The organism is Bacillus sp. FSL L8-0654 (assembly GCF_038629965.1).
GTDB lineage: Bacteria > Bacillota > Bacilli > Bacillales > Bacillaceae > Bacillus > Bacillus safensis.
On sequence record NZ_CP152026.1, the window covers coordinates 3,446,851 to 3,470,114 of the forward strand.

The window sequence follows — 23,264 nt, forward strand, 5'->3', positions numbered from 1 at the left end:
CACTCCTTGATTATTTTTCGACTTCTTTTATTTTAAAAATGATAGTGAGAATAAATGAAACAGCAACAGCGATTAACATACCAATCACATAATTGACCACATTCTGAACACCGAATGGTGCTGCAATCGCAATCATCGGAATGCCTGTTAAACCATAAGCATTGGCTGCTACCTTCGTGAAAACTACAAATGCCCCGCCCAATGCTCCTCCAATCATCGCCGCAATAAATGGTTGACGATAGCGGAGGTTTACACCGAATATAACAGGCTCAGTAATTCCTAAAAAAGCAGAGAAGGCAGCAGGAAGGGCAATTTCTTTTGTTTTTGCACGCTTGGCTAAGAAAAAAACAGCCAATCCTGCCCCGCCTTGCGCGACATTGGACATTGCCCAGATTGGCAGCAAATAGTTACGCCCAATATCATTCAGCAACCCTGCCTCAATCGCATGGAAGCTATGGTGAACCCCTGTGAGCACAATCAAAGAGTAAGCACCGCCGAAAATGAGTCCTGCTAAGAACCCTGCATGGTCATAAATAAATGTCAGTGCATTCGAAATGCCTGTACCAAGCATTCTTCCAAGCGGTCCAACTGCAATAAATGTCACAAATCCAGTGACAATCACCGTCACAAATGGGGTCACAAGTAAATCAATACTGTTCGGAACGACTTTTCTTAAATTCTTCTCAACAAGGCACATGATATATACGGTCAATAACACTGGAATAACCGTCCCTTGGTAACCAAGAAGAGCAATATCAATATTGAATAAATGCATATATTCAGGTTTTGCTTCCGTCAATCCCCACGGATTAAGCAGATTCGGGTGAATCATAATTCCCCCAATGACAGCCCCTAAATACGGATTTCCGCCAAACTCTTTCGCTGCACTGACCCCAATTAAAATCGGCAAAATGATAAAGGCTGCACTTGAGAACATATCAAGCATTTGGAAGATCGCAGAGCTTGGATCAGCCCATTTGAAGGCTTTCATCATACCTAAGAGACCCATTAACAAACCGCTTGCCACAATTGCTGGAATGATTGGTACAAAAATATTCGATAACGTCTTTGCAAAACGCGCAAGTGGATTCATTTTTTGTTTCACTGCTTCATCATGGCTGACAGGCTTTTGTTTCTCGTCGCCAGTCTCAAGACCAGTCTCACGAGCAAATGGTTCATATACTTTGTTGACAGATCCCGTTCCAAAAATGACTTGAAATTGTCCTGAACTTGAGAAAGCCCCTTTTACACCTTCAAGTTCTTCAATGGCCTCTTTGTCAATCAAATCCTCATTTTTCACCACCAATCTGAGTCTTGTTGCACAATGCGTAGCACTGATGACATTTTCTTTTCCGCCTAACAGTTTTGTTAATTCTTTGGCTGTTTTTTGATAATCCATGAAGTTTCCTCCTTTTTTAAAGCAAAAAAGACCTAAAATTCACCAACGAGTAAAGGACATACACGTCCCCTCGTTACGCAAATTTTAGGTCTTGCCTGCCTGACAGTCACAATCCCGCGGTATCAAATTTTGATTACGCTTTCATCATAGTATAAGACTGTGACATGCGTCAACCTCTTTTTTCAAATCCAATGACCCATGTACACTAATAAGAGTAGTGTGCATAAAAAAAAGCCTGCATGCAGGCACATCATTTTAAACCAATTCGGCTTCCTGCAGACGCTGGACATGCAGCGTGATGTAGCCGATCTCCGATTCAGGGAGATGAAGTCCATATTCATCTTTTAACAAATCAGCAAGTCCAAGTGCACACCGGTACGCTGTATCATATTTTGTTTGGATAAAAATCAGCATGTCTTCGTCCATGATTTGAAATGCCTCATTTGATTCCAACCTGCCTAATGCATACCTCAAATGTGTCACAAGCCGCTGATAGGAAATACTATCCTCATCAATTGAATGCTGAAAATATCTTTCAATATGCTCGATCATTTCTTTAATCATCGTTGTATATTTCACGGTCTTTTTCATGGACTCCGTATTCATTTTGGCCGTATGAATATGAAGTGCCACATATCCTGCCTCATCGTCCGGCAGTTCAACCCCAAGCCGCTCCTTTACATAACGAATGGCATACTTTCCAATCTCATATTCCTGCTTATATAAGACTTTGATCTCACCAAGCAATTTATTATATAACACAATGCCTTTTTGAAGGCGTTCAATGGCGAAGGACAAATGATCAGTCAGTGATATGTGAATGTGATCACTGAGCGGCATCATGAGTTTCCCCTCTGCATAACTGATGATATGCTCTGCTACCTCAATATGCGCTTCTGGCAATGTGGCAAGAATTTGTTTGAATTTCTCATTTTCTTCACGCACAACAAAGATTTTCTCTATTTTTTGAAGAGGAACGACGTCATTTTTCCCCTTCTGAAAAGCAATTCCGGGTCCCATCACAATTTTCTCCTGATCGCCCTCCTTCACAATCACTGCGTTGTTATTCAATATTTTATATATCTTCAAGGGGTATCCTCTCCCAGCAGATAACATTTCTTATGTGGGATTTTACCCTGTTTCACTTTTTCTGTAAAGGTAAGAGCGGACCAGCACGCGCCTCTCGCATCGTCTTCTCTTCAAGCATCATCAGACTTTGAGTAAACCGCTTCTCTATCCTGCGTTTCTTCTTATGTTCTTCTGCCAGTTTCTCCAGCTCTCTCTCTTTCACTACTTCAAAGAATCCAGCATCCGCCGCGGCCGCCTGAAACCCTTGCTGTTTCATCATCACACCAGGGTTCACAAGCACATTCATCATAAAACCAAACCATACGCTCAACCAGCTTTTTAATTTCTTCACTGAACATCCCTCCGCTTTTCTTAGAATCTAGCAGCTCTAGCAAAACAACTGCTCCTATCATATCCCGAGAAAAAAGAGAGGTTTGTCACAATCTGGGTGAAAAAACCAACTAGTTTTCAGAAGTTTTGTTGAAAAGTGCAGAAGATCATCATGTGCCTGGATGTTTCAATGAAAATTTTATGCACACGCTATCCCAAAGATAAGCACACCTTATCAACAGGGTTTATCCACATATCAACACCCTCTTACTAGATTTTGTGTATGTAAATTTTTTATTTTCCATATATGTATCTGAATAATTGAGTTATCAACAGACATTTGTGAATAAGTGCGACTTTATAAACAAAATAGTTCTTTATAACTATGTAAAATAAGACCATTTTAGTAAAGGAATTGTTTTCAACGTATTGAATACTTAATAACGGGCAGTGAATCTTTCCTATTTATCCACAAAAAGAAAGGCTATCTCCCTAAAAACACAGCTAGAAAGGGGAAAATAAATGAAAAAGGTAATATCTCGTTCTTCTGTTCTTTTGTTCTCCACTATTTTTATTTTATCCACATTCTTTACCGGTCAACAGGCTGCTGCTGCTCCATCTAACAAAAAGATGGAACTAGAAAAAGCAGAAATCTTCGGTGAAATCAATGTCAACTCGAAAAAACAAACCACTGTCATTGTTGAATTAAAGGAAAAATCCTTAGTTGAAGCCGAGCAAGAAGGCGAATCACAAACAAAGGCCTCCCTCAAAAAATCTCGAACAAAAGTAAAGAACGCAGCACTCAAAGAGGTAGATAAAGCGAGTGTTCGTCAAGAATATGAAAAAGTTTTCTCTGGTTTCTCTATGAAACTTCCTGCAAACGAAATCCCGAAGCTGCTCGCAGTGGATGGAGTAAAAGCCGTTTATCCGGATGTTACATATAAAACCGATGAAGTGAAAAAAGAAAGCATCCAGCTTCCAAACGAAGATGTCTCCCCGCTTATGGATAAAAGCGCTCCATTTATCGGTGCACCAAAAGCATGGGATGCCGGCTATTCTGGAAAAGGGGTCAAAGTCGCAGTCATTGATACTGGAGTAGACTATACCCACCCTGATTTAAAAGGAAACTTCGGTTTATACAAAGGCTATGATTTTGTTGATAATGATTATTCTCCGCAAGAGACACCTAAAGGAGATCCTAGAGGCGAATCCACAGATCACGGCACACACGTGGCAGGAACGATTGCGGCAAATGGACAAATTAAAGGGGTCGCAAAGGATGCCACGCTTCTTGCATACCGTGTACTTGGACCAGGTGGATCTGGAACAACTGAGAACGTTCTTGCAGGCATCGACCGGGCTGTTACTGACGGAGCAGATGTCATGAACCTCTCTCTTGGAAACAGTGTCAATAACCCTGATTATGCAACGAGCATTGCACTTGATTGGGCCATGTCTGAAGGCGTTGTCGCTGTTACTTCGAATGGAAACAGCGGTCCGAACAGCTGGACAGTCGGTTCTCCCGGCACGTCAAGAGAGGCCATTTCTGTCGGAGCAACTCAGCTTCCGTACAGCCTTTACAATGTGAAATTCCCGAACTATTCTACTGCAAAAGTCATGGGCTACTACCAAGAGAGTGATTTAAAAGCGCTTGACCAAAAACAAGTCACACTCGTCCAAGCAGGAATCGGTGACGAAAAGGCGTTTGAAGACATCGATGTGAAAGGAAAGGTGGCCGTAATTGAACGTGGTGCCATTGCTTTTGTGGATAAAGTCGACAATGCAAAAGCCGCTGGTGCAATCGGCGTTGTGATGTATAACAATACCGATGGAGAAATCCCAGTCGACGTACCAGGACTCGCACTTCCTACGATTAAGCTGTCAAAAGCTGAAGGAACAGCGCTTATTAAAGCCATTGAGGCTGGAAACGATACAACGGCTTTCTCCATTCAATTTGTCAAGGAACTTAGTGAGCAAGTCGCTGACTTCTCATCCCGCGGACCGGTTGTGGATACGTGGATGATTAAGCCTGATCTATCAGCACCTGGCGTCAGCATTGTGAGTACGATCCCAACGCATGATCCTTCTCAGCCTTACGGATATGGGTCTAAGCAAGGAACAAGTATGGCATCTCCGCATGTGGCAGGAGTTGCAGCGATCATCAAACAAGCAAAACCATCGTACTCAACTGAACAAATCAAAGCATTGCTGATGAATACAGCAGAAAAACTGTTTGACGCAAATGGCAGCCCATTCCCTCATAACACACAAGGAACAGGCAGCGTTCGAATCATGGAATCACTTCAGGCGTCTTCTATCGTTTCTGATGCGAGCTATTCTTACGGCACTTTCTTAAAGGAAAAAGGCGTTCAAATCAAAACGAAAAAATTTAAGGTAGAAAACCTTTCAAAAGCACCGAAAACGTATACCATTGATTACAAATTCAATGGCAGCGGCATTAGTACAAACGGAACGAAAAAAATCACCGTCAAAGGGAATTCCACTGGATCCTTTACTTCCGCAGTACAGGTGAATTACGGAAAAACCAAAAAAGGGACGTACCAAGGCAGCATAACCCTTCGCGAAAATGGCAGAAAGATCACAGAAATCCCTACTTTATTGATTGTGAAAGAGCCTGATTATCCGCGCGTCACTTCTGTTTCCGTAGAGCCGGACAATCGTGCTGGAAGCTATGTCATTAGCAGCTACCTGCCTGGCGGTGCTGAGAACCTTGCATTCCTTGTCTACTCGACCGATGGAGAGTATTTAGGTGAAGCTGGTGTTTATCAACATGTTGATAAAGGAGAACACCGCGTAAAATGGAATGGCACAATCAATCAAGGCCAGAAGCTTGAAGCTGGTGAGTATACAATGCTTGCGTATGCAAGCTTGAAAGGAAAATCAGATACCGTACAAACGAAGGAAGCTTTCGAAATTTACCCTGAATAAATGTGAATCACAAGAAAAGCCTTGTATGAGCGGATAAGCTCATCAAGGCTTTTCGATCATATATGGAGGAAAGAGAAACTCATGTTGATATTGCTATGGATCGTTTCTTTTTTTACTGCTTTTTTCCTGACGATCACCTTGGTTTATTTTCTAACCTTTTTACACACGAAGCAGCCTCGTCCTTTTCATCAAGCATGCGAGCTGTCTGTTTATACTTCCTGTATCTACCCGCTCAGCCTGCTCGTGTCAGCCGCCTTCTTCCTCACCATGATGCTCCTTTTCCCCTTGTACTGGCTCCGCAGGCGATAAATATACATACGTTATGCATCAAAGGCTTCTTTTAATAAACGATACGATGTGAGCCGGTCTTGCATGTGATGTGTGATGGTCACAGCGATCAATTCATCTGTCCGATAAGCCTTCGCGAGTGCGGTTAGCTGCTCTTTCACAGATGCTGGCGTTCCAACGACCATCCTTTGACGATTAGCAGCCACTCGTTTTTGTTCATATGGACTGTAGGAATACGACTGTGCCTCTTCATATGAAGGAAAGCCTTCAAGATTCAGTCCCTGTTCATTGGCAAGTAAAGATAAATCTAAGCTGACAGCCAGTTTTTCTGCCTGCTCCTCTGTTTCGGCACATAAAACAAAGACTGCCAGACTGACACGCGGCTTTTCACCGAATACTGAAGGTTCAAATCGGTTGATATATTGCTCCACAGAGTCTTCTCCGCCTTCACCATTAATAAAAAGCGCAAACGTGTAGCCTGCACCTGCTTTCGCCGCAAGCCTTGCACTCCCGCCAGAGGAACCGAGCATCCATACTTCTGGCGCGGTCTCTACCTTCGGAGAAGCGGTCAAATGAGGCAGCGGGTAAAATTCATCCGCTAGATCATGTAAATACACCTTCAATTCCTCTACCTGCTCAGGATATTGGTCGCCTAGACGCTTTCGCTCACCATGATGAAGGGCGATGGAAGAAATGGGCATACCACCAGGGGCACGTCCAATCCCAAGATCGATTCTGCCGGGAGCCAGCGCTTCGAGAACCCTGAAGTTCTCTGCTACTTTATAGGCACTGTAGTGGGGAAGCATGACGCCGCCAGAGCCAATGCGGATGTGCGACGTAACGGCTGATAAATGGCCGAGAAGCACCTCTGGACTCGATCCTGCAAGCCGGTTTGAAAAATGATGCTCTGATACCCAAAAACGGTGATAGCCCCACTTCTCCGCTTGCTTCGCCAGTTCAACCGTCTGCTTCAGTGCTTCAGCAGGTGTTGCGTCTCCAATCAAAGGAGATTGATCCAGTATACTTAATTTCATTATGCTGCACCTCTTACAGAAATCCCCCTCTCTTAAATGGAAAGGGGGATGTCTTATTTATTTTCGATTAAAGCCCTTCTCTTTCACAAATTCTCCAAGGAAGGCACGCTTTGGCTGACTAAAGCCCCGCAGCATCTGCTCAGACCAAGTATCTTTTCTCTCACCGTTTGTTCGTTCTTCATAATATGCCGAAATACGATCATCGTATTCTTTTAAATAACGATCCACATGCGCTTCATCTTGCTGATATGAATTTTCATGATAGATGAGTTCAACTGGCAGCCGTTCCTTTTGAGACGACTGGTTAGCTGGATGACCAACAGCCAGACCGAATAACGGCAGCACATAAGATGGCGTTTCAAGCACTTCAGAGACTTCTCTCAGCTGATTACGCAGTCCGCCAATATAGCAAATCCCAAGTCCCATTGATTCTGCAGCAACACTGACATTTTGTGCAGCCAATGCCGCATCGATGACGCTAATGAGAAAGGCTTCCGTGTTCTCAAACGCCTCCTGATGATTCTTCCCTGCTCTTTTTGCAATATGATCATGGCGTTTCAAGTCTGCACAGAAGACAAAGAAATGCCCATTCTTCTCAACATAAGGCTGATTCCCAGCCAGTTCAGCAAGCTTGGCCTTCTTCTCCTGATCTGTCACCCCAATAATACTATACGCCTGTACATAGCTTGATGTCGAAGCAGCCTGTGCACTTTTAATCAGTGTCAGCACCTCTTCTTCTGTCAAACGCTCGTCTGTAAACGAACGGATGGATCGATGATTTAATATGGCTTCTATCGTTTTGTTCAATTCGAAGACCTCCTTCACTTCTTCTATCATAAGGCAAAGACATAGGGCTTTTCAAAAATGAAAACTCGCATAAAAAAAGACAGCCTATACTTAGACTGCCCTTACCCGTTTTATTTAAATAAATAACTTTGATATTTCGTTAATTGAACGCTTGCGTTATAGGCGATCCCGAATCCAATGAGAACGGACAAGACAGAGCTTCCTCCAAAGCTGATAAATAAGAGTGGAATCCCTGTTACAGGCATCACGCCTATGTTCATGCCAATGTTCTGGAACGTATGAATTACAATCAATGCTGTATATCCTACGCAGAAGAATGACGCAAATCGGCTATAAGGATGGATACGGTCAATCAGTACGACAAGCCGGTAAATCAAGAAGAAGAACATGATCACAACAAACGCACAGCCGATAAAGCCAAAGGCTTCACCTATAATGGAGAAAATCATATCCGTTTGTGCTTCAGGAACGTAGACCTTTAAGTTTTTAATGCCATTCCCAAAAATCTGCCCTGCACCAATGGCCATAATCGCCTGCTCTACTTGATATTTATCAGATCCAGATGCATCCTGCGTCTGTGCTTGGTTGGCTGTTGAAGAACTATCAGGCAGCCAAGCGGTAATCCGGTTGATCTGGTACTGCTGGATGCCTATTGTTTTCGCAAAATCAGGGAATAAGATAATCACAGCTAAAACAGAAGCAACTAAAAGCACAACCACTGAACCGATGAGAGAGATCAGTTTCCAATTGATCCCTGATAAAAACACCATCACCACAACAATAAACATACAAACAGCCGCAGTCCCTGCATCCTGCAAGAAGATCAGTCCAACTGGTACAGCTGCCACCCCGGCAATTTTTAATAATAGAATAATATCATCTTCTAATGTCCTTTTTCCCCTAGGTGTAGACTTTCCAATGACCGACGCGAGCATCATAATCAGACCAATTTTCATGAACTCTGAAGGCTGAAGTGTTCCAATCCCCGGAAGTATAAACCAACTTTTGGCTCCGTTTTTTATAGGGGCAAAGTCTTTACCCCCAATCTGAGCAGGGCTCAATTTTAAAATAATTAGAAGAAGTATCCCACCTAGAAAGATGTATATACTTAATTTTTCAAGCTGTTCAAGGTCAAAATAATTAATGGCTACAATGCAAATTGCTCCAATGAGATAATAAATAATTTGCCTTGTCCATGCACCACTACCATATTGTTCAAACTGTCCAGCAGCATATATAGAAATGACACTGATGGCAAAGAAGGCTAAAAATATAAAAATCAAATCTCCTTGATAGTAAGGAGATGTATTCTGCTTGTTCATGAACTAACCACCCTTATTACAAAACATAAAAGCCCTTATTTATATTAGATTGAAATTTTCACAAAATCAACTCACCCTAAATATGACGGAAGATACATCCGAAAGGTTCCATTCAATTTTCAAAAAATGAAATACTTTTCATCCTAACAATAGGAAAAAATCCCTCTATACACTTTTCATTCAATCGATCTCAAGTCCTTTAAAAAGTTTATTTTACAGATTTTAAGGGGAAAATTCAATGACCTATGTGGCGATATGACAAGTAAACATCAGATGAGATAAGCTGCACTGAGGAATAAAACCATTTTGTATGGAATAAGGCCCATTTTCCAATTATTACGTTTACTTCAAAGTCAATTGTGGTATAATACTTGTAACAAAATGTTCACAATATCTCCTAAAAACAGACACAATTGCATCCTGACCTCTCATTTGATTTGAACATCAACTTACAAAGGAGTTGGATACGATGGATATGTTCTTTGCGTACCTATGTATAGCAACGGCTACACCCCTGTTTTTATGGCTGGAAAACAGAAAGATTGCATTAGCATCTATTCCACCCATTATGATTATGTGGATTTTCTTTGGTCTTTACATGACAAGCAGTTTATCTCCAGCAGGACATACCTTCATGATCGCATTCTTTGCCATTAACGTGATTTTGGCTCACATTGCAGCGTTCCTCATCTACGGACTTCCATTCATTCGCAAAAGATTCAGCAGCAGATAGATATCGCCCAACTATTGGAAGCGTTATCACCATCATGATAAAAACCACTCACCTTCAAGAGATGAGTGGTTTTTTTATTATTTCTCTGAATGCTCAGACTGCTTTGGCGCAGACGGTGAATAACCGTCTTTACTGTTCTCTCCGTGGCTGTAGTGAGCCGCAAAGATCCAAACAGATCCGATGACGAAGATAATCGCACAGAACAGACCAAACAAAGTATTTCCGACTTGAACAGTTCCGTTTTCACTCTCTGTCATGTGCATAAACATGAACAGCTGCAAGAATGCTTGAATGAACGCAAAACCAAAGATAATCCATAGTTTTGCGGAACTGCCAATTTCAGCTCCAATCGCAATCCAGAATGCTAAGACTGTCAGCACAATGGATAGGATAAAGCCAACTACGTGTTTCCAAGGGAAGTGTTCGTGCTCTGCTGAGGAATGTGTTTTTCCAGCCATATCACAAAAGCCCCCCTAATCCGATCAAGTAAACAGCTGTGAAGATGAAAATCCATACAACATCAAGGAAATGCCAGTATAGACTTGAGATGAAAATCTTCGCTGCTGTTTGTGGAGTTAATCCACGCTTTTTAATTTGGAACAAGATCCCGGTAATCCAGAAGATACCGATCGATACGTGTAATCCGTGAGTTCCTAAAAGTACAAAGAATGCAGACCAATACGCACTTGTATGGATGCTCGCACCTTCATGTACATAATGGAAGAACTCGAAAAGCTCAAATCCAACGAAGCCTGCACCTAGAAGCAGTGTGAGAATCGTCCATATGACAACCCCTTTTGTACTTCCACGACGCATTTCATGAACAGCAATCCCACATGTAAATGAACTAACCAATAGCAGGAATGTCATGATCAATACAAGCTTCATATCAAACAGCTCAGCTGGTAAAACGCCGCCAGCTGTTCTGCCATGTAGAACAAAGTAGGTCGCAAAAAGTGTTGAGAATAACACGATTTCCGCGCCAAGGAATATCCAGAAACCAAGGATGTTTAAACGTCCGGTTTCAGAGCGATATTCAAGCGGTGCATTTGCATAGCTGCTATCATTATGTCCCATTACTTCTGCGCCTCCTTATTCTTTTTCTCTGTTTCAATGACTTCTTCAACAGGAATATAGTAGCCATCGTCATATTCAAATGAACGTAAAATCATCGTTGCGAATACACCGATTAAGCCAATAACGCCAATCCAGTACCATTCAAATACAAGACCGAATGCACCAAGTCCAAAGAATGCAGACATGATCAGCGGTCTGCCTGAATTGTGCGGCATGTGAATTTTCTTGAATTCTTTTTCAGGATGAACGTCCACATTGTTTTGCTTCCAATGATGGAATGCATCTGGTGTTGTCACTTCTGGAAGTGCTGCAAAGTTATAATGCGGCGGAATTGCAGAAGATGTCGCCCAGTCAAGTGTACGTCCTTCTCCCCAGCTGTCTCCAGACACTTCACGTTTTGAGTGTCTCCAGCTGTAGTAAATGTTGTAGCAAAGGATGATGAATCCGATACCCATCATAAATGCACCAATTGTTGAAATAAAGTTGAGTGCAGTCCAGCCATCTTCTGGTCCATACGTATAAATACGTCTTGGCATTCCTTGCAGTCCTAGGAAGTACTGCGGGAAGAAACAGATGTTAAATCCGATCATGAATACCCAGAAGAACCATTTGCCGATTCTTTCGTTTAACTTGTAACCAAACATTTTTGGATACCAGAAAACAAGACCAGCAAAACAAGCAAATACAGTACCTGCGATTAATACATAGTGGAAGTGGGATACAAGGAAGTACGTGTTATGGTACTGGTAATCCGCAGCTGCCATCGCAAGCATAACCCCAGTTACACCACCGATTACGAAGTTCGGGATGAAACCAAGTGCCCAAAGCATTGGTGATGTAAAGCTGATACGGCCTCGATACATCGTAAAGAGCCAGTTAAAGATTTTCACACCTGTTGGTACAGAAATCGCCATTGTTGTAATCGAGAAGAATGAGTTAACCGCTGCACTGTTCCCCATTGTAAAGAAGTGGTGAACCCACACAAGGAAACTAAGAACAGAGATTGCCACAATTGATACAACCATCGCTTTGTAACCAAACAACTGCTTTCTTGAGAACGTCGCAAAGATTTCTGAGAAAATACCGAAAGCCGGCAGGATAACAATATATACCTCAGGATGTCCCCAAATCCAGAAAAGGTTCGCCCAAAGCATCGGCATACCGCCTGCTTCGAGTGTAAAGAATGCAGAACCGAATAAACGATCAAATGTCATAAGTGCTAAAGCAACTGTTAGTACAGGGAATGCAAACACGATGATGACAGACGTAATCAATGTTGTCCATGTAAACATTGGCATACGCATAAGTGTCATACCTTTTGTACGCATTTTTAAGATGGTCACCATGAAGTTAATACCTGTCATAAGTGTACCAATACCTGCAATTTGGAGCCCGAGCAAGTAGTAGTTCTGTCCAGGTCCTGGTGAGAAATCATTTCCGGCGAGCGGCATGTAACTCGTCCAGCCTGCACTTGGTGATCCTCCAATAACGAAGGAAATGTTGAACAGCATTGCTCCGACCATAAATGTCCAGAAGCTAAGGTTGTTCAAATAAGGGAATGCAACGTCACGTGCACCAATTTGAAGAGGAACAACGACGTTGATTAAACCAATTAAAAATGGCATCGCCATGAATAGAATCATGATCGTACCATGCGTTGTAAAGATTTCATTATAGTGGTTTGAATCTAAAAACGTATTATTAGGAAGCGCCAGCTGCGCGCGCATCATCAGTCCGTCTACCCCACCGCGGAAGAACATAATCACAGCAGCAAGGATATACATGATTCCAAGCTTTTTATGATCAACTGATGTCAGCCATTCTTTCCAAAGCCATTTCCACTTTTTAAAGTAGGTTAAAACAAACACAATGGCAATGGAAGTAAGAGCGATAGAAATTTGCGCACCAAGAATTAATGGGTCTCCAGTTACAAAAAACTCATCCCATTTTAAATGCATAACGGCCTCCTCCTTTCCTTAGTCAGTTTATTCTGTTTCTAATTTTCTTTTATAGTTCTTCACATTCTCGAAAGGATCTGTCTTGGAATGCGGAGAAACTGCTTGATAACCTAAACGTTTGCGTGCTTGGAGTGCATATTCAGAATCTTCTCCGTGCTTCGCAAAGGATAAATGTGTTGATGAGAATGTCTGCACATCTGCAGCATCAGGAAGCATCAAGTAGTCATACGTTTTCTTCGTTAACTTTGGTGCTTCTTTCTTCGTTTTGTTTACCCATTTATCATAGTCAGACTGCGTCATCGCATTGACTTTGAATTTTTGCTGAGCAAAGCCCTCGCCTGTGAAGTTGGCGTTTCTTCCTTGGTATGTGCCTACTTCATCAGCTTGAAGATATTGTTCCATTTCCATTCCAGCCATCGCATACTTCTCCCCGCCTAGCTGAGGAATCCATAGTGATGCCATTGTATCAGCGGAAGTGATTTTGAATAAAACCGGCTGATCTTTTGGAATGTTTAAGTAGTTCACTGTCTCAATATTTTCCTCTGGATAACTAAAGATCCATTTCCAATCAACAGCTGTCGCATAAACGACGAGTGGATCTTTATGGCTTGTTGCTTGAGGTGCCTCTTCCAAAGAGTAAATTGTTTTTACAGTTGGAATCGAAAGAGCAGCAACGATTAATATTGGGATCACTGTCCAGACAACTTCTAGAAGCGTATTCCCGTGTATTTCTGGGTTATAAGAGGCGTTTCCAACGTCCTTACGCTCACGGTATTTAACCAAAATGATGGTAAACAGTACAAATACCGCACCAACGATAAAGAGCATGAATCCAATAGATAAAAGGATTAAGTCTTTTTGTTGTGCTGCGACTGGTCCTTTAGGATCTAAAACAGCGATATTGCTGCAACCTCCTAATACAAAAACACTCACGAGCATCGCTAATAAAAGCATAGGTTTAATGGCTCTGAACAAGAAGATCACCATCCTTCCTTAAATAATGTATAAATTGCTGAATAATTGTGAAAAGCCATCTGCCTTCGAAAACTTTTCTTCCCTTTGTAATGCTATCAAAATCTGTTAGAGTTAGCTTCCCTTTTTTCAAAAGTTCATTTATTTTTCAACAGATTTCTCTCAAAATGTCATAAATTCGACATAAATTTATATTATTGCACACACAATAAATTTCTAGGATTTTGAAAAGTTGAGAGTTGAAGGCAAAGGACAAACAATCAAGAACTTTGTCAAATTTAGGTTTACCACAATAAAAAAGTTTGGTCAAATTTCAATTTAACTTAATGAAATTTTATCTAGGTAAACAATTTCAAAATAGGTATCCCCACATTTAACAAAAACCTTACTTATTTTAACGCAAGTTGACAAGAAAAGAAAGTATCGATCCTCTGACTATGCGGTGTAAGAATTGGCAATCATGATGAATATGTGGAATCCCGCTAAATGACTTCCAGCAAAAAACCGGCTCAGCGCCGGCATTCTGCAGTTATTCTTCTCTCACTAAAATATCAGGGCGTCTATACATGTCCCCTTCATGCTCAACGTCAATGTATGTCCACTTGCCTGTATAGGTTAAAAAGCGGTTCCCCTCTTTCTCTACGACCATCGTATCCTCTGACTTCAATCCAGGCAATGAAGGGTTCCAAGTAAACACTTGTTGCAGCTGAATTTCTTCCTTCGATGAGGGAACTGCAATGATTTCTCTAGATACAAAGCCCGTTTTTCCCCCTTGATGAAGCTTTTTCCAGCTATCAGGGAAGCCTTCTTTTTCATACTGAGCAATACCTGCTTTCAATACATCTCCCAATGTCTTACCAGGGCGCGTGGCGGCATTCATGACCGTGTCAATTCGTGCAAGCCGCTCTTTGTTCTCTTCAAGCTCCTTTGGAAGCTGACCGAAGTAAACAGACCTTGTGACATTCGCCACGAGTCCATGCCGTTCAGCGCAAAGAACAACAAGCGCATGCTTTTGAAGTTTTTTGTCTGTCGGAATTGGATGACGGTATTGATGAATCCGGTCATCTGTTGCCACAAGCAGTACTTCTATCGTCATTCCCTGCGCGATCGCTTTTTGAGCCGCAAGCGAAGCGATTTCGTGCTCCGTCTGTCCTGGAACGATTTCTTTACAGACACTCTCTACAATGACTGCTGTTTCATGACAAAGCGTTTCATATTGGCGGAGCTGTGATGCAGAAAGAATGGATCGGACTTGCGACAAATCCGGCTCGATCCATTCGAATCCATCCATTTGAATGTCTGACCCGATCCGTTTGTCTTTTGTGAGTGTTTGAATGTGTGCCGTATCATCCTCAAACCAATCCATCGTTACCACTTGAAATGGGTGATCGATATAGGCCATCTCTTCTTCAATGATCCGCTTTTCTTCCATTTGATTCACAATGAGGACGATGTCATCTTTTAACACAAGCAGCTTGCACACGCCCTCTGGTGTATTTAACACGATGTGATTTCTTCTTCCTCCTGTCAGCCAGGAGAAGTTATTACGCTTTTGAATCAAGACACCGTCGAGCTGTTTTTCTTCCATTAATGTTCTTACTTGTTCAATCATCTAATCACCTGCCTATATGAGTGTATGAATGAAACGTTTAAAAGCTGTTTTCCCTTGCTCGGTTCTTTTAAACACACCCGCCTGTGAGAGAATACGAGAAAAAATCATACCGACTTCTTTTTGTAAAATGGCTTCTGTATTGTCCTCTGTAAAGGTGTTCTCTTCAAGCAGGCGCTTTGCCCATGTTTCGTGTTTCGTGATAGCAGGGCGGGCTTTGATTTCTTCAAGGGGGTTTTTGGATAAGAGCGCTTCTTTTAATTGGCTTAATTCCTCTGCTAATCTACCAGGAAGAACTGCAAGACCCATCACTTCAATTAATCCGATATTCTCTTTTTTAATATGATGGACTTCTTCGTGCGGGTGGAAAATTCCATCCGGGTGCCGCTTGTTTGTACGATTATTGCGCAGCACTAGATCTAATTCATAGTCATCGCCATGGCGGCGTGCAATGGGTGTAATGGTATTATGCGGCGTCTCTCCAGTATGAGCTAGCAGCTCCACTTCTTGATCTGAATACATTTTCCACTTGGTTAAGATAAAGTCTGCGGCGTCTGCAAGCGTCTGCCGGTCGCTGCTTCGAAGCCGGATGACAGACATCGGCCATTTCACAATGCCAGCCCTCACATTCGGAAAGGCATTCAGAGAAAAGACCTCTTCCACCTCCGCTTTCGCCATCGGAAATTCATGCGCACCGCCCTGAAAATGGTCATGACTTAATATACTGCCCCCGACAATCGGAAGGTCGGCGTTCGATCCGATGAAATAGTGCGGGTATATATATATGAAAGAAAGCAGTCGTTCAAAGGTCTTTTTGGTGATGCTCATCGGCTCATGTTCGCCTTTGAACACAATGCAGTGCTCGTTGTAATACACATAAGGTGAAAATTGTAGAAACCAAGATTCATCTGTGAGTGTCACAGGAATAATCCGGTGATTCTGTCTCGCTGGATGGTTGATCCGCCCCCCAAACCCAACATTTTCTTTACAAAGGAGACAAAGAGGATATTGCTTTTGACTAAGCCTTTTGGCTTCAGCGATTGCTTTTGGGTCCTTTTCAGGCTTTGATAGATTAATTGTGATCTCCAGCACGCCATCATCTGTTGGTGTAAACCACTGCACATTTTTGGCGATTCTGCCTGTATGAATATAGTGTGCGTGCTGCTGCATTTCATAGAACCAGCTTGTAGCCGCCTCTGGCCCTTCATGCTGGCGTTTCTCTTCAAACTTTGCGTAGATGACACTTGGAGGCGCCACCAAGCATCCCATGATTTTCGCATCTAGTAAATCGCGATACGTATCCGTCCCCTCAGGGATAAGGCCAGTCTCAACTGCCCAATCCAGCATCGGCATTAAGATGTCTTCAAGCTCCGCCTCCCCTGAGACTGTTCTTGGCTCAGCTTCATCCAGCCCAAGCACCTCTAGCAGCCGATTTCTCGTATAATCGATATCTAGTCGTGTGATCAGCTCATGATTGATCCCGTATTGAATCAGCTGTTCCAGTTTTTCAAAAATATCAACCGCCATTCTCTCTGTCCCCTCTCTTGCCTGCCTGTTATGCGTTATTTACTCTGGTAGCCGTCTGGATGCTTCTGAAACCAATCCCACGCACTTTGAATGATGGTGTGAAGGTCAGCATATTGAGGTGTCCACCCTAATTCTTGCAGCGCTTTTTCAGAAGAAGCTATCAGCTTTGCTGGATCCCCCGCACGTCTGTCAGCCACCTGTGCTGGGATCGCATGCCCCGTGACGTTTCTAACAGCATCTACTACCTGCTTCACGGAGAAACCAGTGCCATTCCCTAAGTTATATGTTGCACTTTCTTTTCCAGCGCGCAGACGATCAACAGCTAAGATGTGCGCGTCTACTAAATCCATGACATGAATGTAATCCCTAATACACGTGCCATCCCCTGTCTCATAATCATCACCGTAAATCATGATCTGATCTCGTTTTCCTAAAGCCACTTGCAGAATAATCGGAATGAGATGTGTCTCAGGCTGATGATCCTCTCCGACAAGTCCTTCTGTATGAGCGCCAGCTACATTAAAGTAGCGAAGCACAACGTATTTCATTCCATATGCCTGCTCAGACCACTTCAGCATTTTTTCAATGGCTAGTTTCGTTTCTCCATAAGGATTGGTTGGATTCGTCTCATCCGTTTCAACGATCGGCACCCGCTTTGGTTCACCATATGTGGCAGCGGTTGAAGAGAAAACGATGTGTTTCACATCAAATTCATTCATCACCTGAAGTAAGGCTGTCGCTCCTCCAACGTTGTTGTCATAGTACTTTAGCGGGTCTGTTACACTCTCGCCGACAAGTGAATCTGCGGCAAAGTGCATCACCGCTTCTATTTGATGTGTTTTGAAAACCTGTCTTAAAAAATCTTGATCTCGTAAATCTCCCTCTTCTAAAACAGCTCCCTCCAAAACAGCTTCTTTGTGGCCTGTCTGCAAATTATCCACTACCACCACTTGTTCACCTTTCGCTAAAAGAGCCGCTACTGCATGGCTGCCAATGTACCCTGCTCCCCCGCACACTAAAATTGTCATTATACTTCCTCCTTCGTAAGTTCTCTTGCGCCGCCTCCAATTCCAGCTGTGTAAAAAGAGGCTTGAATGCCTGTCTTCTCTTGATAAATCGTACCCGTTTCTTTTATAAATGATGCCAGCTGCTTTTCTTTCACAATACTGATCGTGCAGCCGCCAAAACCCGCGCCCGTCATACGAGAGCCAATCGTTCCAGGATGGAGCCAAGCGGCTTCTGCAAGTGTATCTAGTTCAAATCCAGTCACTTCATAATCATTCTTTAAAGAAAGATGAGAAGACTTCATAAGCGCACCTATTTCTCCCATTTTATCATCTTTCAGAAATTTGACTGCTTTTATGGTCCGCTCGTTTTCTGTTACTACGTGTCTTGCACGTTTGCGGCATGTTTTATCCTGAATCAAATGGGCATGTTCGGCAAATTCATCTGCCGTGAGCTCACATAAGTGGGCAAGATCGATTTCTTTTCGTAAATCGTTTAAAGCTGATTGACACTCTGACCGGCGTTCATTGTATTTGGAGTCTGCCAGTGTCCGCTTTTTGTTTGTATTGGCAATGACAAGCGCCAGTCCCTCTTGCCGAAACGGACTGTATTGAAAATCAAGGGTATCGCAATTGAGCAAAATGGCGTGATCTTCTTTTCCAAGAGCAATTGAAAACTGATCCATGATGCCGCAATTGACGCCAATAAATTCATTTTCTGCACGCTGCGAAAGGAGGGCAAGACGGGCATTTGAAACGCCGAATGAATGCCATTCATTGATGAAGACAGCGGTGACAAGCTCAATCGAGGCAGAGGAAGACAGGCCTGCGCCATTGGGAATATTGCCGCCGTATACAATGTCAAAGCCTTCTTCTATCTTCATCCCTGCTTCGATAAACTGATGGAACACCCCCTTCGGATAATTCGCCCAGCCATCCGATTCTAAGTAAGCGATTTCAAAAAGGTCGAATTCTTTCACACCATCGCCATCAAAGTTCAAGGAATACATTCTCACGCGGCCATCTGTCCGCTTTGCACATGCTGCATATGTACCGAGAGTGAGCGCACAAGGGAATACATGACCTCCATTGTAATCTGTATGTTCACCAATCAAGTTCACTCTTCCCGGGGCAAAAAAATAGCGAAGTTCTTCTTCTCTATCCCCAAATTGCTGGTGAAATGCCGTGCGTAACATATCGATCATATCCATTCCCCTTTTCTCTTCTGATACTCTTATTTTAGTTGCCTGAACTGCGTAAGTTCAATGGTAAAAAAATCGTTAAAAAATACCCTTTTTTTGCTGTGAATGGTACGATGTGATATGAGGTGTACCATGATTCAAAATAGAAAAAGGTTGTTTTTTGCTGTGAAGGAGGTTTTCCAATTTGAAGAAGGAAGCATTTGCATTTCGTTTTCACCATTCTGATGTTACATTGCCGGCACAAATATGGTCTGTTGGCTGGGAGGTTCAATCATCTTCGTTATACAGCTGGAATGGCGTGGAGCGGAAGGATCAGGGCAAGTGCATCTTTCAGCTCACACTGTCTGGACATGGCATGATTGAAATCGGACAGAAGCGGTTTAAAGTCTTGCCGGGGCAGGCCTTTCTTGTGAAAAGTCCAAGTGCCTATCAATATTATTTTCCAGAGGACAGTGAGCATTGGGAATTTCTCTATTTGACGCTTTATGGGGAAGCCTGTGATCTTTGCTTTGACCAATTTATAGATCAAGGAAAGCAGGTCATGCGTTTTCATCCTCATTCCAAGCCGATCCGCCTGCTGAAGAAAATTTATGATGAAGCCAGTGAAAGACGGATTACCAATCCATTTGAGGGGTCTAGCCTTGCTTATCAATTTGTCATGGAACTGTATTCATATTTGCCAAAGCTTGAGGGACAAATGGAAAAATGGCCTGAGCCCATCGTCCAAGCGGCCTTATTTGCCAGCCATCATTTTCACGAGGAAATTGGCCCAGACGATATGGCAGCTGCGGCACGTTTATCCAAAAGTCATTTTACGAGGGAATTCAAAAAGGCTACTGGCTTCACACCTATTCACTACTTAACCAATATCCGGTTAGAGAAGGCGGAAACATTATTAAAAACAACGAAATACTCAATTGAAGAAATCGCCATACAGTGCGGCTACCGAAATGCGAATTACTTGAATAAAGTCTTTCGAAAGAAAATCGGCATGTCTCCAAAGCAACTGCGGGAAACAAGCGATGCATAATAAAAAGCAGCCGCTTCATCATTGGCTGCTTCTTTTACGATTTTGACAGATCAACATGAATTCTTCCTTGTTTTAAAACAATCGTCATTTGCGTATCAGGGGTCATTAAGTTTTCTAAAATGTCCGTTGCCGTTTGAAGCGCAATGTCCATTCGGTTGATCTTTTCCTTTTCTTGTTCCGAAAACGCTTCTGGATGTGCGGTCATTTCTTTGACTAGCCTCAGCACTTGTTCATGCTGCTTTTCTGTTTGTTGATATATGGCATCATATAAGTCGTCTGGCCTGCTGCTCATTTCACATCACCTATCTTTTTTATGTGTTAAATCGCATCTTCTTTTGTTTTCTTGAAGACGAACCACTTACTGGCGACATAATTGACCACCACAATCACAAAGTTGACGAGAATTTTTGCGACGGTTTCATTGAGCGCCATTTGGCTCACAAATAAAATCATCAGCCCCAGATCTACACCTAGAGACATGAGACGGACACTAAAAAATGAAGAAAGCTCACGCATGAGGCTTTTTGTGTCACGAGCCTTTTGCTTGAAGACATACTTCTTATTGGTGATATAAGCAAAGAGAACAGCAAATACCCATGAAACAACCGTAGCTGTTTTGTAATCCATGGAAAACATCTCAACGAATAAATAGAAGCTGACGATATTGACAATGGTTGTACACACACCCATCACAAGATACATGACAACTTCTTGATACTTTTGAAAAAGGCTATACATGTCTTTCTTCATTCCTTCTTGGTGGTTTCTGTTTCTTTTAGAATACCATCTTGAGAAGAACTTCCCAAACGAACAATATGTATGTCCTGCAAAGATGAAATTTGTTCTACTCGATGGCAAATGTCAACGCAATTGGTTTATATGAGTCAAATGTTTTAGGTCTTTATCATTATTTTAATTTATAATCTTTCAACTGACTTTACAATTGTTTATTATTAGAAGTAAGATTTCAATATTTATGGGTTTTTTAGTCATTTTTTTAGGGACGTGGTAGGTGATAGATTTTACAAAATAGGTTAAATGTCATCATTTTTCGACAAAATTTATTTTGCGCTGTTTTCAACCACACGTACAGTTACTAGACGGTTTGTTCAAGTCATTGGTTGCAGTGAATATGTCTTATTGAACTGGAGGATATTATGGATACGCAAGTGAAAAGAAGAGTTGACGAAGAGTGGGTTTATTTGATTCAGGAAGCGAAAAAAATTGGACTAGGCATCGAAGAAATACAAGCTTTTTTAACATCCAACGGTGATCAGAAGATGATAAACAAACCGTAAATCAACGCCGTTATCCTTTGTCTTTCAGACTGCTTTGGCTATAAGTTCTGACCTGTCAATTGACCTTTTGAAAATCCTTTCATGACGATACGCTACAATAATTGAACACCTCTCCATACCAATCCCTTCCACTCAATGGGGTTCTGTCTTTCTATATTAGGAGGACAGTCCGTTTCCTGTTCTTTATATGATTCCTTTTTAGCCGCCATTCATGAAAATTGTCCTTCTCTCGTTATAAAACCAAGCTGCCCACCCATATATTAAGCATGAAAACAATGAGAAAGCAGAAAGGTGGGTAGAGCGTGAGTTCAGGTTCCCTTTCGTATTATCACCAAAAAAAGGATCAGTATTATCATGGGGTAAACCCGGTCATCGTCAGCCGTATCCGCGCGGAATGGACGTCTTTGTTGGATATCGGATGCGGCACAGGCAAGCTTGGAAAAGTCCTGAAACAAAAGGGCCGGACCATTTATGGCATTGAGTCATTTGAAGATGCAGCAAAAGAGGCGGAACAAGAGCTGGATCATGTTCTCTGCGGAAATATTGAACAACTGGCTCTCCCTTATCAACACGAACAATTTGACTGCATGATTTTCGGAGACGTCCTCGAGCATTTATTGGACCCTTGGGCCGTTTTAAAAAAGGTGAAACCCTTCCTTAAAAAAGAGGGTGCCATCCTGTCATCTATTCCAAATATCGGCCACATTTCAACGGTTTTAGAATTACTAGCCGGCAGATTTACTTATACAGATGCAGGGTTAATGGATCAAACACATTTACGTTTCTTCACCCTTCACGAAATACATGCACTCTTTCATTCAGCGGGTTTTCGCATTCGCGAATTCGAGGCCATTCGCGTACAGCATCCTTCCTATGCAAGCGTGTTGAATGATCTACATGAATTACTCATGAAACACGGCATTCGTTCTGATTTCCACGAGTCTGCTACAGCCTATCAATATGTGGTCGAGGCGGTTCCATTTCATGAGTAATCCGACGATTCTGTTTGTTTTATGTGTGAATGATGAATCGATGTTTCAAGCTTGCTTCCGGCAGCTCGCTTCACTTCCGGCTCCTCATGGATACCATGTGGAGGTCTTACCCATCAGACATGCATCAAGTATGACCTCTGCATACAATGAAGCCATCACTCATCCAGCTCAGTTTAAAATTTATCTTCATCAGGATACCCTGATTGTCAAACAGCATATGCTGCTTGAACTCATCCCGCTTTTTTTACAAAACCCATCACTTGGCATGGTTGGAGTGATTGGAGCAGAAAGCGTGCCTGACAATGGAATTTGGTGGGAGAGTTCTGATTGCAGGGGAAAAGTCATTGAATATCGTCACGACACCTATCAGCTGCTTTCGTTTGAAAGAGGCCGTCAGCAGCCCGAAGCGCAAGATTATATCCAAGCTGCAGCCATTGATGGTCTTTTCATGGCGACGCAGTATGATGTGAAGTGGCGTGAGGATCTCTTTGATGGCTTTCATTTTTATGATGTTTCGCAATCCTTTGAATTCATGCAACAGGGCTATGAGGTTGGCATTGTGAGGCAAGAAGAGCCTTGGTGTATTCATAAATGCGGAGATCATTTTGACGCAGAAACATATGAAAAAGCGAGAAAAACATTTCTTGCAAATTATCGATAGAAAG

Annotated in this window: 22 protein-coding genes; 6 read left to right on the forward strand and 16 right to left on the reverse strand. The window is 42.4% G+C overall.

What is annotated here, in order from left to right:
• Positions 1–10: 10 nt before the first annotated feature.
• The 3 genes from MHH65_RS17840 to MHH65_RS17850 all read right to left on the reverse strand — a co-directional run bounded on the left by MHH65_RS17840 (position 11) and on the right by MHH65_RS17850 (position 2,819).
• Positions 11–1,399, reverse strand: coding sequence for a sucrose-specific PTS transporter subunit IIBC (locus MHH65_RS17840; protein WP_034281296.1), 1,389 nt, complete (start codon positions 1,397–1,399; stop codon positions 11–13).
• A 255-nt stretch (positions 1,400–1,654) separates the two neighbouring features.
• Positions 1,655–2,488 carry a PRD domain-containing protein gene (locus MHH65_RS17845; protein ID WP_034281297.1) on the reverse strand — a complete coding sequence of 278 codons (834 nt, stop codon included), beginning with the start codon at positions 2,486–2,488 and terminating at the stop codon, positions 1,655–1,657.
• Positions 2,489–2,540: 52 nt separating this feature from the next.
• Positions 2,541–2,819 carry a hypothetical protein gene (locus tag MHH65_RS17850; RefSeq protein ID WP_034281298.1) on the reverse strand — a complete coding sequence of 93 codons (279 nt, stop codon included), beginning with the start codon at positions 2,817–2,819 and terminating at the stop codon, positions 2,541–2,543.
• A gap of 500 nt (positions 2,820–3,319) precedes the next feature.
• Between MHH65_RS17850 and MHH65_RS17855 the strand changes: the two genes are divergently transcribed.
• Positions 3,320–5,746, forward strand: coding sequence for a S8 family serine peptidase (locus MHH65_RS17855; protein WP_098677124.1), 2,427 nt, complete (start codon positions 3,320–3,322; stop codon positions 5,744–5,746).
• A gap of 320 nt (positions 5,747–6,066) precedes the next feature.
• On the opposite strand, the gene MHH65_RS17860 is transcribed toward MHH65_RS17855, so the two are convergent.
• The 3 genes from MHH65_RS17860 to MHH65_RS17870 form a co-directional block, all read right to left on the reverse strand.
• A complete protein-coding gene (locus MHH65_RS17860) occupies positions 6,067–7,068 on the reverse strand; it encodes an LLM class flavin-dependent oxidoreductase (RefSeq protein ID WP_080701182.1) in 1,002 nt (333 codons plus the stop codon).
• A gap of 57 nt (positions 7,069–7,125) precedes the next feature.
• Positions 7,126–7,875, reverse strand: coding sequence for an oxygen-insensitive NADPH nitroreductase (gene nfsA / locus MHH65_RS17865; RefSeq protein WP_098677123.1), 750 nt, complete (start codon positions 7,873–7,875; stop codon positions 7,126–7,128).
• A 110-nt stretch (positions 7,876–7,985) separates the two neighbouring features.
• A complete protein-coding gene (locus MHH65_RS17870) occupies positions 7,986–9,197 on the reverse strand; it encodes an FtsW/RodA/SpoVE family cell cycle protein (RefSeq protein ID WP_065214921.1) in 1,212 nt (403 codons plus the stop codon).
• 469 nt (positions 9,198–9,666) lie between these two features.
• On the opposite strand from MHH65_RS17870, the gene MHH65_RS17875 reads away from it, so the two are divergent.
• Positions 9,667–9,930, forward strand: a complete 264-nt coding sequence (locus MHH65_RS17875; RefSeq protein WP_008345491.1) for a spore morphogenesis/germination protein YwcE — start codon at positions 9,667–9,669, stop codon at positions 9,928–9,930.
• 77 nt (positions 9,931–10,007) lie between these two features.
• Here MHH65_RS17875 and qoxD read toward each other — a convergent pair whose 3' ends face one another.
• The 8 genes from qoxD to MHH65_RS17915 all read right to left on the reverse strand — a co-directional run bounded on the left by qoxD (position 10,008) and on the right by MHH65_RS17915 (position 19,288).
• Entirely contained in the window at positions 10,008–10,388 is a 381-nt protein-coding gene (gene qoxD, locus MHH65_RS17880; RefSeq protein ID WP_012011667.1) for a cytochrome aa3 quinol oxidase subunit IV, read from the reverse strand.
• A gap of 1 nt (position 10,389) precedes the next feature.
• Positions 10,390–11,007 carry a cytochrome aa3 quinol oxidase subunit III gene (gene qoxC, locus MHH65_RS17885; protein WP_041115415.1) on the reverse strand — a complete coding sequence of 206 codons (618 nt, stop codon included), beginning with the start codon at positions 11,005–11,007 and terminating at the stop codon, positions 10,390–10,392.
• Positions 11,007–12,965 carry a cytochrome aa3 quinol oxidase subunit I gene (gene qoxB / locus MHH65_RS17890; protein ID WP_024423835.1) on the reverse strand — a complete coding sequence of 653 codons (1,959 nt, stop codon included), beginning with the start codon at positions 12,963–12,965 and terminating at the stop codon, positions 11,007–11,009. The genes qoxC and qoxB overlap by 1 nt, the downstream gene beginning before the upstream one ends.
• Positions 12,966–12,992: 27 nt before the next feature.
• A complete protein-coding gene (gene qoxA / locus MHH65_RS17895) occupies positions 12,993–13,949 on the reverse strand; it encodes a cytochrome aa3 quinol oxidase subunit II (protein WP_087977856.1) in 957 nt (318 codons plus the stop codon).
• Positions 13,950–14,466: 517 nt separating this feature from the next.
• Positions 14,467–15,549, reverse strand: coding sequence for an aminopeptidase P family N-terminal domain-containing protein (locus tag MHH65_RS17900; protein WP_024426426.1), 1,083 nt, complete (start codon positions 15,547–15,549; stop codon positions 14,467–14,469).
• Positions 15,550–15,561: 12 nt separating this feature from the next.
• Complete coding sequence (gene galT, locus MHH65_RS17905; RefSeq protein WP_024426427.1) at positions 15,562–17,073, reverse strand: UDP-glucose--hexose-1-phosphate uridylyltransferase; 1,512 nt, start codon at positions 17,071–17,073, stop codon at positions 15,562–15,564.
• A 35-nt stretch (positions 17,074–17,108) separates the two neighbouring features.
• Positions 17,109–18,101: a UDP-glucose 4-epimerase GalE gene (gene galE / locus MHH65_RS17910; protein ID WP_024426428.1), complete on the reverse strand. Its 993-nt coding sequence runs from the start codon at positions 18,099–18,101 to the stop codon at positions 17,109–17,111.
• Entirely contained in the window at positions 18,101–19,288 is a 1,188-nt protein-coding gene (locus MHH65_RS17915; protein WP_080652922.1) for a galactokinase, read from the reverse strand. Before MHH65_RS17915 ends, galE begins: the two co-directional genes overlap by 1 nt.
• A gap of 175 nt (positions 19,289–19,463) precedes the next feature.
• Between MHH65_RS17915 and MHH65_RS17920 the strand changes: the two genes are divergently transcribed.
• Positions 19,464–20,309 (forward strand): AraC family transcriptional regulator, encoded by an 846-nt coding sequence (locus MHH65_RS17920; protein ID WP_024423841.1) that lies wholly within the window; start codon positions 19,464–19,466, stop codon positions 20,307–20,309.
• A 34-nt stretch (positions 20,310–20,343) separates the two neighbouring features.
• Here MHH65_RS17920 and MHH65_RS17925 read toward each other — a convergent pair whose 3' ends face one another.
• Positions 20,344–20,601, reverse strand: a complete 258-nt coding sequence (locus tag MHH65_RS17925) for a hypothetical protein (protein WP_034281308.1) — start codon at positions 20,599–20,601, stop codon at positions 20,344–20,346.
• A gap of 26 nt (positions 20,602–20,627) precedes the next feature.
• Positions 20,628–21,011 (reverse strand): GtrA family protein, encoded by a 384-nt coding sequence (locus MHH65_RS17930; protein ID WP_012011676.1) that lies wholly within the window; start codon positions 21,009–21,011, stop codon positions 20,628–20,630.
• A gap of 455 nt (positions 21,012–21,466) precedes the next feature.
• Between MHH65_RS17930 and MHH65_RS17935 the strand changes: the two genes are divergently transcribed.
• The 3 genes from MHH65_RS17935 to MHH65_RS17945 all read left to right on the forward strand — a co-directional run bounded on the left by MHH65_RS17935 (position 21,467) and on the right by MHH65_RS17945 (position 23,260).
• Complete coding sequence (locus MHH65_RS17935; RefSeq protein WP_008345506.1) at positions 21,467–21,607, forward strand: anti-repressor SinI family protein; 141 nt, start codon at positions 21,467–21,469, stop codon at positions 21,605–21,607.
• Between the two features lie 302 nt (positions 21,608–21,909).
• The gene (locus MHH65_RS17940) at positions 21,910–22,599 is read left to right on the forward strand and encodes a class I SAM-dependent methyltransferase (RefSeq protein ID WP_098677118.1); all 690 of its coding nucleotides are present in this window, start codon (positions 21,910–21,912) and stop codon (positions 22,597–22,599) included.
• Positions 22,592–23,260, forward strand: coding sequence for a glycosyltransferase family protein (locus tag MHH65_RS17945; protein ID WP_098677117.1), 669 nt, complete (start codon positions 22,592–22,594; stop codon positions 23,258–23,260). Before MHH65_RS17940 ends, MHH65_RS17945 begins: the two co-directional genes overlap by 8 nt.
• The last annotated feature ends 4 nt before the right edge of the window (positions 23,261–23,264 follow it).

Excerpts from the sequence above, each read along its gene's own strand:
- galT (WP_024426427.1), bottom strand. The coding sequence starts at position 17,073 with ATGGCGGTTGATATTTTTGAAAAACTGGAACAGCTGATTCAATACGGG.
- MHH65_RS17935 (WP_008345506.1), top strand. The coding sequence starts at position 21,467 with ATGGATACGCAAGTGAAAAGAAGAGTTGACGAAGAGTGGGTTTATTTG.
- MHH65_RS17860 (WP_080701182.1), bottom strand. The coding sequence starts at position 7,068 with ATGAAATTAAGTATACTGGATCAATCTCCTTTGATTGGAGACGCAACA.
- MHH65_RS17900 (WP_024426426.1), bottom strand. The coding sequence starts at position 15,549 with ATGATTGAACAAGTAAGAACATTAATGGAAGAAAAACAGCTCGACGGT.
- MHH65_RS17840 (WP_034281296.1), bottom strand. The coding sequence starts at position 1,399 with ATGGATTATCAAAAAACAGCCAAAGAATTAACAAAACTGTTAGGCGGA.
- qoxD (WP_012011667.1), bottom strand. The coding sequence starts at position 10,388 with ATGGCTGGAAAAACACATTCCTCAGCAGAGCACGAACACTTCCCTTGG.
- MHH65_RS17945 (WP_098677117.1), top strand. The coding sequence starts at position 22,592 with ATGAGTAATCCGACGATTCTGTTTGTTTTATGTGTGAATGATGAATCG.
- qoxC (WP_041115415.1), bottom strand. The coding sequence starts at position 11,007 with ATGGGACATAATGATAGCAGCTATGCAAATGCACCGCTTGAATATCGC.
- MHH65_RS17855 (WP_098677124.1), top strand. The coding sequence starts at position 3,320 with ATGAAAAAGGTAATATCTCGTTCTTCTGTTCTTTTGTTCTCCACTATT.
- qoxB (WP_024423835.1), bottom strand. The coding sequence starts at position 12,965 with ATGCATTTAAAATGGGATGAGTTTTTTGTAACTGGAGACCCATTAATT.
- MHH65_RS17925 (WP_034281308.1), bottom strand. The coding sequence starts at position 20,601 with ATGAGCAGCAGGCCAGACGACTTATATGATGCCATATATCAACAAACA.
- MHH65_RS17870 (WP_065214921.1), bottom strand. The coding sequence starts at position 9,197 with ATGAACAAGCAGAATACATCTCCTTACTATCAAGGAGATTTGATTTTT.
- galE (WP_024426428.1), bottom strand. The coding sequence starts at position 18,101 with ATGACAATTTTAGTGTGCGGGGGAGCAGGGTACATTGGCAGCCATGCA.
- MHH65_RS17915 (WP_080652922.1), bottom strand. The coding sequence starts at position 19,288 with ATGGATATGATCGATATGTTACGCACGGCATTTCACCAGCAATTTGGG.
- MHH65_RS17930 (WP_012011676.1), bottom strand. The coding sequence starts at position 21,011 with ATGTATCTTGTGATGGGTGTGTGTACAACCATTGTCAATATCGTCAGC.
- MHH65_RS17875 (WP_008345491.1), top strand. The coding sequence starts at position 9,667 with ATGGATATGTTCTTTGCGTACCTATGTATAGCAACGGCTACACCCCTG.